This is a genomic window from Pedobacter lithocola, assembly GCF_042650845.1.
Lineage (GTDB): Bacteria > Bacteroidota > Bacteroidia > Sphingobacteriales > Sphingobacteriaceae > Pedobacter > Pedobacter lithocola.
In genome coordinates, this window is sequence record NZ_JBHSBW010000007.1 from 205,048 (window position 1) to 222,372 (window position 17,325).

A 17,325-nucleotide genomic window follows, 5' to 3' on the forward strand; every position below is an offset into this window, starting at 1 on the left:
GTAATTAGTCTCTAATAATGTTGATAAATCCTTTAAATGTTCCAATTCCTGTTCCTAAATCGATAATGTAATAATAGGTGCCCTCAGCTAGCGGACTTCCATTCACAGTTCCATCCCAATCGTTGGTGTAAACTTGTTTAGTGTATAAGATTCGTCCGGCTTTATCAAAAATTTTCAATGTATTGTTGGGATAGTAATCAATATTTTTAATAATAAATTTATCGTTGAAGCCATCGCCATTTGGCGTTAAAACATTGCTGGCCTCTAATTTATAGTCGTTGATTACAGTTATAGCGATAGTTTGTTCTGAAATACAACCACTAGCATTTGTAACCATAACCTTATAATTCCCGCTTTGCTTTGGTCGGATGGTAAGGGCGGCCGAATTCTGACCACTTGTAATATCCGTACCAGTCCAGCTGTATTGCGAACCTCCCGATGCAGTTAAAACAATAGCATCACCTTTAGAAATTGATATGCCTTTATTGCTGTTTATAGTTATAATAGGTAAAGGGTTAATTACCACGGTAGCATTTCCAGTTTGTGGTTGAGTAGCATAAGCATCAGCAACACTTATCAAACTATATACGAAACTTCCGTTTGTGCCTGTAGGAACACTTACCGTTGCTGTAGTAGAATTTGTGGTTACTGTACGGTTTGTGCCTCCGTTTATTGCGTAAGTAAAGGTATAAGGCGCTGTTCCAATCGAACCTGTAAAAGTAACCAAAGGCGAAACGCTTAAGTTACAAACTGAAGTTGAACCAGTAATTGTGGCTACTGGTAGCGGACGAATCAAAATTGTTGCCGAGCCAGTTTGGGGCTGACTACAGTTTACATCAGCTACGCTTACTAAATTATATGCATAAGAACCTTCATTTGCTGTTGGTACAGCTACCGTTGCGGTGTTTCCTATGGATGTTACCGTTCTATTTGCGCCACCGTTTATGTTATAAGTAAATGTATATGGCGCCATACCATTTGCGCCTGTAAATGTAATGTTTGGTGCAGATGCATTTTTTGGAACAGCAGTTGAACCAGATACAGTTGCAGTTGCTAAAGTTCTAATGGTTACGGTGGCTGCACCCGATTGATTTTGACTTGCATTTACATCTGCAACCTGTAACAAGTTGTAAGTAAAGGTTCCGGCTACATTGCTCGGTGCGACCAAAATTGCAGTAGTATTTGTGCCAGTTGTGCTTATTGTTTGGCTTGCACCTCCATTAATATTATAGGTAAAAATATAAGGACTTGTTCCATTAGCACCAGTAAAAGTTACTGTTGGTGGAGTTCCGCTTAAACAAATTGCAGTTGTACCTGAGATAGTTGCTACAGGTATTGGATTAACTTTTACAGTTGTAGATACGTTTTGTAATTGCGTACTAAAAGCATCGGTAATGCTGGAAATGGTATAAATAAATGTGCCTACCGTTGCTGTTGAAGCATTTATCGTAGCAGTATTGGTTGTGGATGTAATTGTTTGACTTGCACCTCCGTTTATATTATAAGCAAATGTAAATGGCGCAGTTCCACTTGCGGCAGTAAAAGTAATTGCAGGATTAGTCGCATTTAATGGTACAGAAACGTTCGTACTTATCGCAGCCGCTGGTTTAGCGTATATGCGTAGGTTGGCAGGTTTATAAATAATGTTATAATTGGTAGTTAATGCTAAGGTTCCTTGTGTTATGGCATAATCGCCAGCTGTTTCGCCAGGATTTCTGCTTAGTGCACCCGTAAAAGCATCTGCTCCAATTAGCGTTGGTGTAGATGTGTATGTTAACATTGGGTCAACCGTCGATTCTACTTTGGTTTTTGCATCAGCTGTTACCGTAATGGGTTTTGGTGCAATGGTTAAAACTTGTTGTTTCGCTGTAGCGGGATTAAAAAATGTATCGCCCGCCTGATTTGCAGTAATGGTAACAGTTCCTGCTTTTACAATGTGTATATCGTTATTGCTAATGGTTGCAATATTGGTATCGCTACTGGTGTAAGTGATGTTGATGTTTGTATTATCACTTGTTGCACCTATAGGGAAATCAGGGTCTCCGTAGGTTACCGTTTTAGTTGGGACGAGTGTAATGGTTTGAGTTGCTTTAACCGTTGCATCATCTCTGGTGTACCAAATTGGAGAGGTAATAATTCTACTTCCATCGGCTTCTAAAATATCAGCGTAATAATAACCAGTAACCAAGTTTGATAAGGCATTGTGTGTATAAGTTAAACTAGTTGTTGCGCTTGTTGCTATTTCAACCGGATTAGTTCCACTTCCTGGTATGCCGTACAAAATTTTAATGTTGGTAACAGGACTTGTGGTTATCGAACTTACTTCGATAGTAGGAGTGCCTGCTGTTTTAAATACACTACCAACCGGCTGTTTGTTTATGGTGAATACGATTTTTGCTGCAGAATCTTGTGATGCATAAAAACGCATTTTCTTAATTGCATCCAACAAATCATTTTCTGTTAGGGCAGGAGCTAGCACTACCAGCCTAGCTCGCGTGTGCCTACCAAAAGTTAAATTGTGGTTATCGTGGTCGATACTTGCACCAAGGTGATAACCTCTTGCCAGCATTCGGTTGTAATAACTCAGGTAACTCATCGAGCTTGCCGGGTCAGAGTAGGTTACATTGGTAGAAAACGCAGGTCCGCTTTCTAAAGCTGTACCAACAATGGCACTATCGGCACTTAAATCATAATTGGCTAAAACGTTGTTATAATCAGTTGTATTTGGGTGAGCAAGTGTTGCAACAGCATTTAATCCATGTCTGTTGATTATTCTAAATAATCCGGTTGTACCTGTGTAAACACTTTTCGGAACGTAGATTTGGTTTTCACCTGGTTCCCAACCAATTAATGAATCGATGCCATACACAATAACGTGTCCACCACCGCTAATTACACCCCATTCCATACCATGCAATGCAACAAAGTTAGATGTTGTTGCTTTCTTAGCTGCATCAATTCCTGGCTGCCAGCTTGCTAATGACATTCCGGCTTGGGTATGGTTGTGTTCTGATATTCCTAAAAAATCCAAATTCATCGAATTCTTTGCGAAGGCATAATCATCTTCTGGTTTCTTAGTTAAATCATCTTTATTTCCATCAGAATAACTACTGTGACTGTGTAAATTTCCGTAGTAAAAATTCAGTTTGTTAACATCTAAAATGCCTGTTTTTAAATTTCCTAAGAGTGGCTGGGTAGTTAAATACAACGGACCGCCGCTGCATGCACTATTTACAGAATAAATGAAAAAATAATAATTTGTATTTTGTGATAATCCATTTCTAATAAAGGTACCCCCGGTTCCTCTTTTTACTACGATACCGCCCCCAAACTGGTCGCCAACATTGTAAGTGGTTTGGTTTACCGGAGCGGCTGATAGCGCATTGCTGGTGCTCATTACCACGAGGTATTCATCGGCGCCATTTGCTGGTGTAAATGCTGCTTGTATAAAATTGTAGTTTGATGAAGTGACAACAAAATTTGTAGGCTGTGCTACAGGAACCGCACAAGGCAATAAAGCTTTGGTAAGCTGACTAGCCGTTAAAATTCCTGTGGTTAAGTATTTTGGTCCGCCAGTACAAGAAATGTTATTTAATGGAATAATGAAATAATTGTAATTTGTATTGTCGGATAAGCCGTTATCTGTAAAAGTGTTGGTTACAATTCTGTTTACAACAATACCGCCACCAAAAGCAGAGCCCACATTGTAAACTGTTCCATCAACAGGTAAAGCAGATAAGGTTGAATTTAAACTTCTGATAATTAAATATTCATTTGCATCGGCAGATTTTGTAAAACTTGCAGAGATGCTATTAGTTGTAACGCTATTAAATGCTAATGCAGTTGCCGGGCTTGATGGTGCTGCACAAACAGGCAAATTTGGCGGAAAATGAACACCCAATCTATTTACGTCATCATCATCAATTGCATTTTGTACAACGGCTAAAGTTGTACGAGTCCAATCATCATCTACATAAGTTGGGTTCGGAGCTGTTACGTTTAAACTCCTCACATACGAAACATCTTTGGCGTTTACACCTTGTCCGAATGCATCGATAATATTATTATTGGCATCAAGTAAAGCCACACCATCATTACCATTAAAATTAATTACCGAATTGCTGTTTAACACAGCACTCGTGCTATTTAAATATGGAACTTCTGTGCTGCTATTGCCAGTGTTGCCAAGCAAAACCGAGCCACGTGCAGGAATAGTGAAATTTAGATTTACAATTTGTGATGGAGTACCTGTGATGTTAATGGTTCCAGCATCGCCAGAAATATTATATAAAGCTAACTTTAGTTGTGGTGATGAGGTATTAATTGGCTCATTACTTAAATTGGTTAATTCAATCCATTTGTTTGTAGATGTGCCTTCGTAATACTGACTGATGATTATTGGTGCGCTAACCAATGGCGGGTTTGCCGTTATGGCACCAACCGTAGAAACTGTAGTTTGCAAATTCCCTGTAGCATCTTGCGCAGCTACATAAATAACATAAGTGGTTCCTGCGGTTAAACCTGCAATGGTGGTTGTTGCATCCACATTTGCTGTATTGGCAAACGAACCAAATTTAAATGCGGCGGCACCTGTAGAGCTTTGGCCTGCTTTTACCTGTGCTGGTGTTGGTGCAGCTGCTCCTGATGCTAGAAGCACATAATAACTTGTGCCAGCTTCGTTTATGTTATTTGTTAAATCAATTGATGTTAAGGTTGGATTAGTTGTTTTTGGGTAAGTTGGTGTTGTTACGGGAGGGGTTAAATCGCCGGCAACTCCGGTTCCTGTTAACGAAACATTAATTGATGTAGCGCCAGTACTTGAGATAGCTACATTACCAGTTGATGCGCCAGTTGTTGCAGGACTATACCTTACATACACTGTTGGCGTGGCTGATATTTCAGCAGTTGTATATGCTATTGATGTTGTAAAGGTTGTGTTGTCTTTTGAAAGTGAAAAAGGCGCAGCCGTAGTTAAATTGGTATTTGCAGTTGTATTCGTCCCGCTTAAAGTAAAACTTTGAGCAGCAGAATTTGTAGCAACACTTTGGTTTCCGAATGATAAGCTACTTGGTGAAATAGCAAGAGCAGGTGTTGTTGTGCCACCGCCAGCAGAGAATGTCAAATTAAAATTATCAATTCCTGTCGATGGTCTAGTTCCTGAACCTGTGGTTGCACCGATAGAAACAATTCTTATCCAAACTGGGCCTGCATTATTGTCTAAAGTCGTTCCGAAATCAACGTTAATTGTATTATTTGAAAATAGCGAACCACCGGTTGTTAAAGTCCCGGTAGTTGTAGCAGCAGTAAAAGTTGTTGGTGAAGCTCCTATGCCATAATCAACACGCCAAGTTGCAACTCTTGTAGAAGATGCATCAAGAGATTGCAAATTGAAACTTAATTTTAGTGCTGTTTTGCCAGTGGTGTTGGCCAATTGAAATACAAAGGCTCCACCAGGGTCTCCTACAGGACCTGTTTGTCTTAAGCCAATTGATCTATTCGTAGCGGCATTTTGTTGAGTGGTAGTAGCGGTATTTCCTATAGAACCTGATGCGAAATTTTTATAAGCACCTGCAGTATTGTTCCAAGCTACAGGTGTAGTGGAAAAGTTTGCGAACTCTCCTATAGCACTAGCTGTTGCACTAGTACGAACAGTAAAACCGATTGGAAGGGCGGTGCCAATGCCGTCAAAAGTTTCTACATATGGAGATGTTGTTAGCGAAACCTGACCAAACATTTTTCCTGCCATAAAAAATAGCAGCGATAGGAGTAAAATTTTTTTCATACAAATTTTATAGGGATATAAAATAATTTAGAGCAATTGTTGCATTGCGAAATGCAACATGATATTTATGGTATAGTGCTTTGCTTTAAACTAATTGTAGAACGTTCATGCAAAAACAGTTATCCACGGCAAATTATTTTGCTAGGAGAATAGTCAGGTGAATGCGTAGTTAAAAAATCAATTTGCAAAGCAAACGATACAGCCATGAACGGCTTTATTGATGTAGATGTTTCGTCATATAGGGATGGTTTAGGATACGAAAATAAGTTTCGAATATTAATTTAATATTGAGGGGATGTTAAATTAGTTTGTTTATAAAATGGTAGTTATCCATTTATGGTATAAATTTAAAGATTTGCAGGGGCTTTATTGCAAGTGTTGAAAAGTAATAAAGTGGTGAATCTAGATTGCTAAGAATGAATTACAGAAAATCTTCAATATTTCCTTTACCCTCACGGATGATTTCAAATTCGCCATTGGTACAATCTATAACGGTCGATGCTTCATTGTCTCCGTAGCCACCATCAATTACCAAATCAACCAAATCTTGGTATTTCTCATAAATCAATTCAGGGTCGGTAGAATATTCAATCAGTTCATCATCATCTTTTATTGAAGTAGAAAGGATTGGATTACCCAGTTCTTTAACTATGCACCTAGCAATATTATTATCGGGGACACGAATACCAACCGTTTTTTTATTCGAACTTAAAAGTTTAGGAACATTGTTGTTGGCATTAAAAATAAAAGTAAAAGGTCCAGGTAATGCCTTTTTCAAAACCCTAAAAGTTGTGTTGTCGATAGGTTTGATAAAGTCGGATATGTGGCTTAAATCATGGCAAATAAAGGAGAAATTGGCTTTTTCGGGTTTTATCCCGCGTATGCGGCAAATTTTTTCGATTGCTTTTGGATTCGAAATATCACAGCCCAAACCATAAATTGTATCTGTAGGATAGATGATTAAGCCACCTTTTTTTAGCACTTCTACAACTTGCTCAATGGCTCTTTCGTTTGGGTTTTCTGGATAAATCTTAATAAGCATAATGCAAAAATAACAATTTAATACTGTCTGTTGTTTAGAGATTCATTAAATCGCATCTATTTTAAATCTATGCAAATGATTGTACAGTAGTGTTATTATCTTTAATTTTGAAAATTATTAATTGCATTGTCTAAAAATCTTCATCAACAAATTTAATTGAAGATAATTAAGAATATTGCAGGGTTTACGAAGTTGATAATCATGAATTTACAACGTAGATTTTAGAAATAATTAAATATAATATGAGAAAAGCATTCGTAGCCATTGCTGCCTTTTTAATTGCCTTAACCATAATGTTAGGCTTATATCATCCATTTTTATGGTGGACATTCCTATTCACCGGACCGTTTGTAATTCTCGGTATTTATGATTTATATCAACCCAAACATAGTATTGTTAGGAACTACCCGGTATTTGGCAGGCTAAGGTATTTTATGGAAGAATTGAGGCCAAAGGTTTATCAATATTTTGTAGAAAGTGATACCAATGGAACACCATACAACCGTTTAAATCGCTCATTAATTTATCAACGGGCAAAAAAAGATAACGATACCATTCCTTTTGGTACCCAGTTAAATGTTTACGAAAATGGGTATGAATGGTTGAGCCATAGCATTGCTGCTATTTCACACCATGAATTAAATTTAGATCCACGCGTTTTAGTTGGCGGACCGGATTGTAAAAAACCTTACTCTGCAAGTATCTACAATATTTCTGCCATGAGTTTTGGCTCTTTAAGTCAGAATGCGATATTGGCCTTAAATGGTGGTGCAAAAATGGGCAACTTTGCTCATAATACTGGCGAGGGGGGTATTAGCGATTATCACCGTCAGCCAGGTGGCGATTTAATTTGGCAAATTGGTACAGGTTATTTTGGCTGTAGAAATGATGATGGCACATTTAACTATGATGCTTACGCTGAACGGGCAAAAACCGAACAGGTAAAAATGATTGAAGTTAAATTATCGCAGGGAGCAAAACCTGGTCATGGAGGTATGTTACCAGCCAGAAAGGTTACTGCTGAAGTTGCCAGAATTCGTTTAGTATCAGAAGGTAAAGATGTTTTATCGCCTCCGGCACATTCAGCTTTCAACTCACCCATTGGATTGTTAGAGTTTATTAAAAAACTTCGCGATTTATCAGATGGAAAACCTGTTGGATTTAAATTGTGTATTGGTAGAAAAAGTGAGTTCTATGCCATTTGTAAGGCGATGGTAGAAACGGGAATTTATCCTGATTTTATTACCGTAGATGGTGGTGAAGGTGGAACCGGCGCAGCACCGCAAGAGTTTTCTAACTCTGTAGGTATGCCTTTGCGTGAAGGTGTTGCCTTTGTTTATGATGTTTTAAACGGGTTTGACTTAAAAAAGCACATTAAAATTATTGCATCTGGTAAAGTAGCAACAGGATTTGATTTAGTAAAAAATATTGCCCTTGGAGCCGATATGTGTAATGCTGCTAGAGGAATGATGTTTGCTTTGGGTTGTATTCAAGCGCTTGAATGTAATAGCAATACTTGTCCAACTGGTGTGGCCACGCAAGACCAAAGTTTAATGAAAGGTTTAGTGGTTGAAGATAAGACCGTTCGCGTTAAAAATTTCCATAATTTAACGGTTGCCAGTGCGGTAGAATTGTTAGGTGCCGCTGGGCTTAAAGAACCACATCAATTAAGCAGAGCTTACATAAATAGAAGGGTTAGTTCAAGTTTTATTCAATCTTATTTAGAAAGTTTCCCATATATCCCGGCTGGTAGTTTATTGCAAACGCCTTATCCAACACGATTTGAATTGGGTATGGCATTAAGTTCATCAAAAAGCTTTGCCCCGACCGATTATAAAGTTTCTGCGGTAGATTATTCACATGCAAATCCGTATAGCGATACGATGCATGAAGAAGGTAGGTAGGTTTTTGTGGTCACGCTAGACTTACGAAGTTTTGACAGGCGTTGAGCAGAGGAAACTTCGCCGACACGCTTGACTTACGAAGTTTTAATAGGCTTTGAGTAGAAGAAACTTCGTAAGTCTTATGCCACTAAAAAAGCTCGCTTGTGCCTAAATAACCATTAATAGATTTTAAAATTTCGCCACCTATTTCTACCGCATTCCCAATTCCTACGCCTTTTATAGCCGCTAATTGCTCCGTGTTTTTTGGTAATTTATTTGCAATTGAAAGTAAAGCTTGTTCTGATAGTACATTATGTTCAGCAACGTTGCGTTTTTCGCTAATTATCTTTCTTAGTTTTAAAAGTTCATTAAAAAGTGGCAAATTAGAAATTGCTTTTAGCTCAATAATAATTTTTGGCTTTCTGCCAGTTTGAACAGGCTCGTATTTACCACTTGCTTTATGGTAGGTTTTGGTGTAGTCTTCAACCCTAAATTTATCCCAGGCTAATTTAAATAACGATAATTTTAAGGTTAAATCATTAATCAAATCGCTTATTCGATTTAATATTTTTTCGGTTCGGTCGTCTATGTATACATTAAGCTCATTAAATTTATCGGCTTCATTTAAAACCATCTCCAATTTCGGAATGAAATATTTTGAAGCTTTGGTTAATCGCTCAATAAATTCTTTCTCATCACTCACATTTTTACTTTTGGATACACCATCAAGTTCCTTTTTAATAAAGCGATGGGCAATGGCAATGATTTCATCTTCTAAAACGGTACTTATTTTTCCCACTATTTCATGGAATGCATCGTTTCCAGTATTGTTTCCAAAGTTCGATTTTTTTAGAAATAACCAGTTTTGTGCTATGCCTGTAAAACCCAGTAAATCACTAATTAGTGTCCATTCGTAATTTTTTGAAGCGTTTTCTAACGTTTCAGCATTTGGTTTAGAAACGATGGCGTCTTTTGTAAATTTAATAACCCTTGCATCAGTAATTAAGTTATTTGCCGCTACCGGAGCCTTTAAAACCAAGCCTTCCAAACTTCGGCATCTGCTTAATGCTACGTAAGCCTGACCGTGTGTAAATGAAGAACTTACATCAACAATGGCTTTATCAAATGTTAAACCCTGACTTTTATGTACTGTTATTGCCCAGGCTAGCTTAAATGGATATTGCGAAAAAGAACCCGTATTAACTTCGTTTATTTTATTGTGAGTAGGATTTAGGTTGTATTTTATATTGTCCCAGTCCTCTCTAACTACTTCCAAACTTGTTTCTTCATCGTTAAATTTAACTTTTACACTATCATTTTTTATTTCTGTAACAATGGCGGCTTTACCATTATAATACAGTTTTTTACCCGATGAATCATTTTTTAAAAACATAACCCTTGCACCAACCTTTAGTTCCAAAATTTCATCAACCGGATAGGCATCTTTAGGGAAATCGCCAGTTATTTTGGCCTGAAATTGGTGAAGTTCGCCATCTAGTTTTTCTAAGTATTCTTGGTTGATTTGCGTTACCAGGTTATTGTGTGTTGTTAATGTGATGTATTCCTCCTGTTTTATCTCTTTTAAGCTAGCAATGTGCCGTTCATTTAATTTTGTAAATAAATCGTCAGATAAATTATTTTCTCTAACTCCGTTTAAAATATCTAGAAACACAGGGTCGGATTGCCGGTAAACTTTATCGAGCTGAAATGTGGTGAGTTGATGATTGCGAATAACAAGGCTATCAAAAAAATACGGACTTAAATAATGTGCTTTTAAAATGTGCCATGCATCATGTGCAATGGGCGAAAGTTGATATAAATCGCCAATCATTAACACCTGAACACCGCCAAAAGGCAATTGAGATGATTTTACTTTGCTCAATGCTGCATTGATAAAATCAAGTACATCTGCCCGAACCATACTTATTTCATCAATAATTAAAAGTTCAAGGCACTTTAAAAGTTTTATTTTATCTGATGAATATTTTATTTCATCGCCAAAACTATTTGGAATTAACGGACCAAATGGAATTTGAAAAAAGGAGTGAAGCGTAACACCACCGGCATTAATTGCAGCAACAGCAGTTGGCGCAACAACGGCATAATTTTTTGTGGTAACTTCTCTAATATGCCGAAGCAGGGTGGTTTTACCTGTACCAGCTTTTCCGGTAAGAAAAATAGATTGATTGGTAGATTTTAAAAAATCGAGTATGAGCTGATGTTCGTGGGCCAATTTGTAAATTTTATCTGCAAGCACATTTAAGCGACTTACAATTCAAAAGTACGATGATTTTTTTACTGCTACTAAGAATGTTAGTATCTTATTAGTTTACCACCAAGCTAAGGGAAATTCTATTTCATCTACAGAACTGGCAATTAAATCGGGCTTAAAAGCATAATGGCTCAACCTATCCTTACTTGAAATACCCGAAAGCACCAAAATGGTTTTGTAACCCATTTGTACACCGCCTTGTATGTCGGTTTCCATGGTATCGCCAATTACTGTAGTTTCTGATGTTTCTAAACCTAAAAATTTACGAGCAGAACGCATCATAACCGGACTTGGTTTACCAGTTACAAAAGCTCTCCTTCCCGTGGCTTCCTCAATCATGGCTGTTGTGGCAGCTATACCCAAATTGTTCCATCCAGGTTTTTTTGGTGATGGATCTCTATTGGTAGTAATAAATTTAGCACCAGCTAAAATCATATCAACCGCTCTTTGTACCATTTCTAATGTAAAATTTCTTCCTTCACCAAGTACAACAAATTCGGGGTCGGTATTTACAAGGGTAATTCCATTTTCATGTAAACTACTTAATAAACCACCTTCGCCTAAAACATAAGCGGTACTTCCAGGGCTTTGGTCGGCAAGGAATTTTCCAGTAGCCATAGCGCTAGTGTAAACATGCCTATCTTCTACTTTTATACCCAAACCCTTTAATTTACGGCGAACTTCAAGGCTTGTTCGTTGGCTATTGTTGGTCATAAAAGCGAATGGAATATCCTTTTTTATTAGATTGTTGATAAATCTATCAGCCCCAAAGATTAGTTCTTCGCCGCTGTAAATCACGCCGTCCATATCTATTAAAAGTCCTTGTTTCATAGTAATAATTGTAGCTTGCTTTAACGTTAATCGCAAATATAGGCTTAAAATAACGGTTAGTTAAACAATAAGAACTGTTTAACATTAGCTTAATATTAGCAAGTGATTTAGGATATTTAAAATATGGAATAATCGTCTTAGTTACAATTTAGATACAAGCAATATCTAATTATAGCAATCTATATTTAATTTTTGAACACAAAATGTTTTTTCCTCTAAATTAGGAAGATGTATTGAAGAGATTCTTGAATTAGCTATTCGCTATAATTTCTCTTGTTCGCGTATGAAATTTGCCACAAATAAAGTATCCATACCATGGTAATGGTGCTGAAAATCAATTCAGGTTCATAATAATCATAACCTATAAGTAATATAACTGTGGAAATTAAAACGGTCAGGAAGAAATAGAAAAAATTTTTCATAACTTCTTGATTTAATGTTCGTTGAATACTGTGAATATACTCCAAATAAGTTTAGAATCAAAACTTAATTGATTTTAAATTTAAAATTCAAGCTTGGAAGGTTGAGTTTTACCGAAATTTTGATTTAAAATACTATTTAAGTCTAAGTATTATATAGAAAATTACGGTATTAGATATTCTAGGTGATTTAATTGAATTCAGCGCAGCAAATTCCTTGTTAATTTACCACCACTTAGATAATAAAATAGAAATGTGCGTTTATTTACGTCCCATTTTTTTAAGCATATTAAAATGCGATTGTAAAGCCAATGGAAATGTTTTGTTTTCGTGGTAAACAATTCCATATTCTAAAGCTGTTGATTTAACAATTTTAGAAATACTTCCATAGTGAATGTGACATATCTTAGGAAATAAATGATGTTCAATTTGTCGGTTTAATCCACCCAGAAAAAATGCTGCAAATTTGCAATCTGTAGCAAAGTTTGCCGTTGTTGCCATTTGATGTTCTGCCCACGATTCTTGCATGTTTCCTGCTAAATCTGGCACCGGAAATTCAGTCCCTTCAACAACATGAGCCAATTGAAAAACCAAACCCATGGTAAAACCTTGCGATAAATGTAGTATCACGAAGCCCACAATTACATGGTACCATGCAATATCCATCAATATAATAGGTAAGGCTAAGAATAGAAAATAATAAATCGCCTTAAAAAAGAAAAGATTGAAATATTCTATTTTCGGATGTTTGTTTGCATGTGCACCAACTGATGCCTGGAAAAACTTTTTATAATCTTTCCTTAAAACCCATGAAAGTGAGGCGAGCCCATAAAGTGGAAACGCATACCATTGTTGATATTTGTGGAAACTTTTTAATTCATCAGAATCTGATATTCTAATTAAACCTGGTGCAACCTCAATATCTTCATCATGGCCGGCAATATTGGTGTAGGTATGATGAACAACATTGTGTGTAATGTTCCAGACATAAGGACTTGCACCAAGTAGATTAAAAAGGAAACTAAGCAAATGATTTACCTTTTTTGATTTGGAGAATGAACCATGGATGGCATCATGACAAATATTAAAACCAACGAAAGCAGCCGTCATTCCAAGTAGAATGGTTAAAGAAGCTAACGAAACTAAATTTAAAGGAAGCAACAGAATTACCAAATAGAGTGAAACGTAGCTGGATAGAAAAACAATTGTTTTTACCCACATACCAGAATTAGCATTGGGAGAAATTCGGTTTTCTGTAAAGTGCTTATTAACTCTTGCACGCAAAACAGAATAAAACGGACCAGATGCCGCTGACGGAAATTTAGCTTTTAACTTCATTGAAATTGGGTTAAACAAATTGTTTCACCACTATTTCTTTAAAGCAGCTATATAACTCATCAGGTGTTAAGGGAAAATTCCCTGCAGTTTTTAATGCTGCTAATATAGATACGAAACATAGTTTAATACAGTTTGTTTGGAAATATAAATCTTAAATATATACTACTCTTTGTTGTTGTTCAACAAGAAAGTAAGCTTCGCTATCATTTAACAATTAAAACCCAAGCTTTACTTTTTTGTTAGTTTGGAGAAACATACCTTAAATATGAAAGAAATACATTTACCTAAATGGACTATGCTTGTGCCTATTGCTGCTATAATTTTATATTTTGTTGCAGGGGCCGATGCTGGTATTTTTTTAAAACTTATCTTAGCTGTACTGCTCATCGGTTCGGTAATTGCATCGGTGCACCACGCCGAAGTTATAGCGCATAGGGTAGGAGAACCTTTCGGTACGATTATTTTAGCCATTGCCATCACCACAATCGAAGTTGGTTTAATTGTATCGTTAATGCTTGCCGGTGGCGATGGTGTTAAAGAATTAGCAAGAGATACCGTGTTTGCAGCTGTAATGATAATTTTAACCGCAATAGTAGGGATTTGTTTGTTAAAAGGCGGATTGAAATTTAAAGAGCAATTGTACAAACTGCAAGGTGTAAGTGCTGCTTTAATAACGTTGCTGGCCATTTTTGTACTAACACTTATTTTGCCTAACTACACTAGTGGAGCAAAAGGTGAATATAGTGTAAGTCAACTAATTTTCGTTTCTGTAGTTTCTCTTGTACTTTATGGAGGATTTATTTTTATGCAAACCGTTAGGCATCGTGATTATTTTCTTCCAAAAGAGTCACAATCTGAAGATGATCATGCCGAAGCACCAAATAACATTACAGCACTATCCAGCTTGGCTTTTTTAATTTTAAGTTTAATAATTGTGGTTTTATTGGCCAAATATTTATCAAAAGATATTGAAACCATAGTTGTAGAAATGGGCGCACCAAAATCTGTTGTTGGGGTAATTATAGCAGCAATTGTTTTGCTTCCAGAAGGGCTGGCGGCCTATAGCGCCGTTAAATCTAACCGTTTACAAACCAGTTTAAATTTGGCGCTGGGTTCGGCACTTGCAAGTATTGGCTTAACAATACCTGCCGTGGCAATGGTTTCTATTTTTGCAGAAATGCCCATTGTATTGGGGATAAACACAACATCAACCGTTTTGCTCTTGCTTTCGATGCTGACCATAATGTTTTCGTTAGCTACCGGAAAAACAAATATTCAGCAGGGTATTGTATTACTGGTAATATTCTTTTCTTATTTGTTTTATACAGTTGTACCTTAATTATTTATGGTTATAAAATTTAAATGATAAATATAATTAAATCAACTATGGTAATTGCAAGGTATGAATCAACCTCGTGATATTCCAGCATGATAGTCTAAATTTTAAGATTGCTTCGTGTCTTGCAATGATGTGGTGGTAAGTAAAATCTTTATCAAATTGTAAACTGATCCATTATTTTCATGGTTACTAAAGCATCAATGCCACTACAAGGATTTGTTCCTTTATCCAGAAAGTAATTTACTACCTGTTCTATCATAGGTTGTTGAACATGTTGCAATGGTTCGAAATTGTAATCGGTTTCTTTGTTATCAGTAACAATTGTAATTGAATGCCCAAACATGGGGAACGTGATTTTTCCTTTGTTACCATGTATTTCGCAAATATCACATTGGTCCGCTTCGGCTACTGAAAAGCACCATATACCGATAAATAAAATTCCGCCATCAAAAAGAATGTTTCCAGCCACCAAGTCATCAGCAGTTGCATTTTGTTGCTGTTTAATTGCCAATCCTTTTGCTTTTTTTACGACACCAAAATAATAAGACATTAAATCAATCTGATGTGGTGCTAAATCATGAAACAAGCCTCCTCCAGAAATTGCCGGATTGGTTCGCCAGTTATCATCACTTTTAGCAATAAGATTTGGGTTTGGCGGTTGAAACATTTTTAGATTAACGAAGCGAATGTCTCCAATAATTTTCTCATCTAAAAGAGCTTTAACTTTTAAAAACATAGGCTGTAACCTGCGGTAATGTGCTATTGAAAGCTTTACGTTATACATTTCAGCTGCATCAATCATACGCTGCGCAGAATTTGCATCCATAGTCATGGGCTTTTCAACATAAACAGCTTTGCCTGCCTTTAGCGCAGCAATGCAATACATTTCATGTTGCAATGGTGGCGTAGCAATATATATGGCATTTACATCAGGGTCATTAATCAGTTTATCGGCATCATCGTACCATTTTGGTACACCATGTCGTAAAGCATAATCTTCTGCTTTTTGTGCGTTTCTTCGCATAACAGCAACTAATCGAGAGTTGGATACTTTATTAAATGCCGGACCGCTTTTCACTTCAGTTACATCACCGCAACCTATTATGCCCCAATTAATCTGTTCCATGTGCTATTTTCTATTCTTTAATTTTTGTTTAAAAGCTTTTTCTAACTCATTTAATGCTTGCAGGTAACCATTTCTATCTACAAAAACTTCAGGGTGGTAGCCATCAGTTGGTTTGTGTTTTTGGTGTAAATTGAACTGACTTGCATGGGAAGCCAACCAAATATCGAAGTTTAACATCTTCATCGATTTAAAAGTGTAAGCGTAATCTTTAGCAATTTCAGGATACTCTTTCACATCTTCAAAATTCTTCTCTGTAACAATTGATGGCATGTTTGCAATCAACACTTTGTAACTACGGTTTTTATCTAAGGTAGAGAAGATAAAACTGCAAGAACCTTTTGTATGTCCAGGATGATGAAGCATTTTAATGCTAAAATTTCCTAAAGTAATTACATCGTTGTTTTTCAATAACTTATCGGCAATAATTGGTGCGTAACTACTTTCTTTTCCACCGAGAGCATAGTCAGATTTTCCACCATCCTTTAAAACTGATGCATCGCCCTCATCTACCATAAATTTGGCACCAGTTAATCGCTTAACTTCTGCTATAGCACCCATGTGGTCGTAATGTGCTTGTGTAGTTAGTAAAATTTTAGTGTCGCTAAATTTAAATCCTAATTGCTCGATGTTTTTCTTTATCAAAGCAGCCGACGAAGATAAGCCTGTGTTTATCAGTATGTTTCCTTTTGTTGTGGTGATGAGGTAGCAAGCTAAATCGTAAGTGCCAACATAATATAAATTGCCTGCAATCCTAAATGGTGTATATCCAGCAGACCATTCTTTTGGTGTGCCTGATGGTTCTTTAACATTTTGAGAAAAGGCACTAATACTAATGAAAAAGGCTAAACAAACTAAAAATATATTTTTGAATTTTAACATGAGGGTAGAGTTGAGCGCTAAGATAGCAATCAACCAGGAAAGTATTTATATTTCTAAATATTAATAACATCTTAATTTGAGCGTATGCTGCTATTGAATTAATTATTTAAACACACAGGTTTTGAATTGTAGTATAAGTTATACTAATTAATATTACAATTATTTATATTTTTGCAATGCAAAAATCGTCCCTTTGTATTTTATTAATTATGCTTAGAAATGGTATTATAAAATCATTAAATGATGATTATTCAGGTGTTATTACCGATGAAAATCAACAGGACATTCCTTTTAAAATTGATATTGATTTTCTGAAAAATTTAAGAGGCAAAAATGTTAACTTTCAGATTGAATTATCTGCAACCGGCCTAATGGCTGTTGGCGTTCAATTATTAAATAGCACGATATAATATT

10 protein-coding genes are annotated in these 17,325 nt (G+C 36.3%); 3 read left to right on the forward strand and 7 right to left on the reverse strand.

The genetic code is table 11. From position 1 onward, the window contains the following. Nucleotides 1-4 precede the first annotated feature (4 nt). Both ACFOWA_RS03360 and ACFOWA_RS03365 read right to left on the reverse strand, forming a co-directional pair. On the reverse strand, nucleotides 5-5,782 hold the full coding sequence (locus ACFOWA_RS03360) for a T9SS type B sorting domain-containing protein (RefSeq protein WP_378981768.1): 5,778 nt from the start codon (nucleotides 5,780-5,782) through the stop codon (nucleotides 5-7). Between the two features lie 421 nt (nucleotides 5,783-6,203). Continuing rightward, a complete protein-coding gene (locus tag ACFOWA_RS03365) occupies nucleotides 6,204-6,824 on the reverse strand; it encodes an L-threonylcarbamoyladenylate synthase (protein ID WP_378981770.1) in 621 nt (206 codons plus the stop codon). 242 nt (nucleotides 6,825-7,066) lie between these two features. On the opposite strand from ACFOWA_RS03365, the gene ACFOWA_RS03370 reads away from it, so the two are divergent. After that, nucleotides 7,067-8,728, forward strand: a complete 1,662-nt coding sequence (locus ACFOWA_RS03370; protein ID WP_378981772.1) for an FMN-binding glutamate synthase family protein — start codon at nucleotides 7,067-7,069, stop codon at nucleotides 8,726-8,728. 127 nt (nucleotides 8,729-8,855) lie between these two features. Here ACFOWA_RS03370 and ACFOWA_RS03375 read toward each other — a convergent pair whose 3' ends face one another. The 3 genes from ACFOWA_RS03375 to ACFOWA_RS03385 form a co-directional block, all read right to left on the reverse strand. Further along, nucleotides 8,856-10,964, reverse strand: coding sequence for an AAA family ATPase (locus tag ACFOWA_RS03375; RefSeq protein ID WP_378981774.1), 2,109 nt, complete (start codon nucleotides 10,962-10,964; stop codon nucleotides 8,856-8,858). Nucleotides 10,965-11,036: 72 nt separating this feature from the next. Continuing rightward, complete coding sequence (locus tag ACFOWA_RS03380) at nucleotides 11,037-11,810, reverse strand: HAD-IIA family hydrolase (RefSeq protein ID WP_378981776.1); 774 nt, start codon at nucleotides 11,808-11,810, stop codon at nucleotides 11,037-11,039. A 680-nt stretch (nucleotides 11,811-12,490) separates the two neighbouring features. Beyond that, nucleotides 12,491-13,567: a fatty acid desaturase family protein gene (locus tag ACFOWA_RS03385; RefSeq protein WP_378981778.1), complete on the reverse strand. Its 1,077-nt coding sequence runs from the start codon at nucleotides 13,565-13,567 to the stop codon at nucleotides 12,491-12,493. A 265-nt stretch (nucleotides 13,568-13,832) separates the two neighbouring features. Between ACFOWA_RS03385 and ACFOWA_RS03390 the strand changes: the two genes are divergently transcribed. Continuing rightward, nucleotides 13,833-14,906, forward strand: a complete 1,074-nt coding sequence (locus tag ACFOWA_RS03390) for a calcium:proton antiporter (RefSeq protein ID WP_378981780.1) — start codon at nucleotides 13,833-13,835, stop codon at nucleotides 14,904-14,906. 154 nt (nucleotides 14,907-15,060) lie between these two features. Here ACFOWA_RS03390 and ACFOWA_RS03395 read toward each other — a convergent pair whose 3' ends face one another. Next, entirely contained in the window at nucleotides 15,061-16,032 is a 972-nt protein-coding gene (locus ACFOWA_RS03395; protein ID WP_378981782.1) for a Gfo/Idh/MocA family protein, read from the reverse strand. Nucleotides 16,033-16,035: 3 nt separating this feature from the next. Next, nucleotides 16,036-16,911: a subclass B3 metallo-beta-lactamase gene (bla, locus tag ACFOWA_RS03400; protein ID WP_378981784.1), complete on the reverse strand. Its 876-nt coding sequence runs from the start codon at nucleotides 16,909-16,911 to the stop codon at nucleotides 16,036-16,038. A 209-nt stretch (nucleotides 16,912-17,120) separates the two neighbouring features. Here bla and ACFOWA_RS03405 point away from each other — a divergent pair, with 209 nt between their 5' ends. Next, the gene (locus tag ACFOWA_RS03405; RefSeq protein WP_378981786.1) at nucleotides 17,121-17,321 is read left to right on the forward strand and encodes a hypothetical protein; all 201 of its coding nucleotides are present in this window, start codon (nucleotides 17,121-17,123) and stop codon (nucleotides 17,319-17,321) included. Nucleotides 17,322-17,325 lie beyond the last annotated feature (4 nt).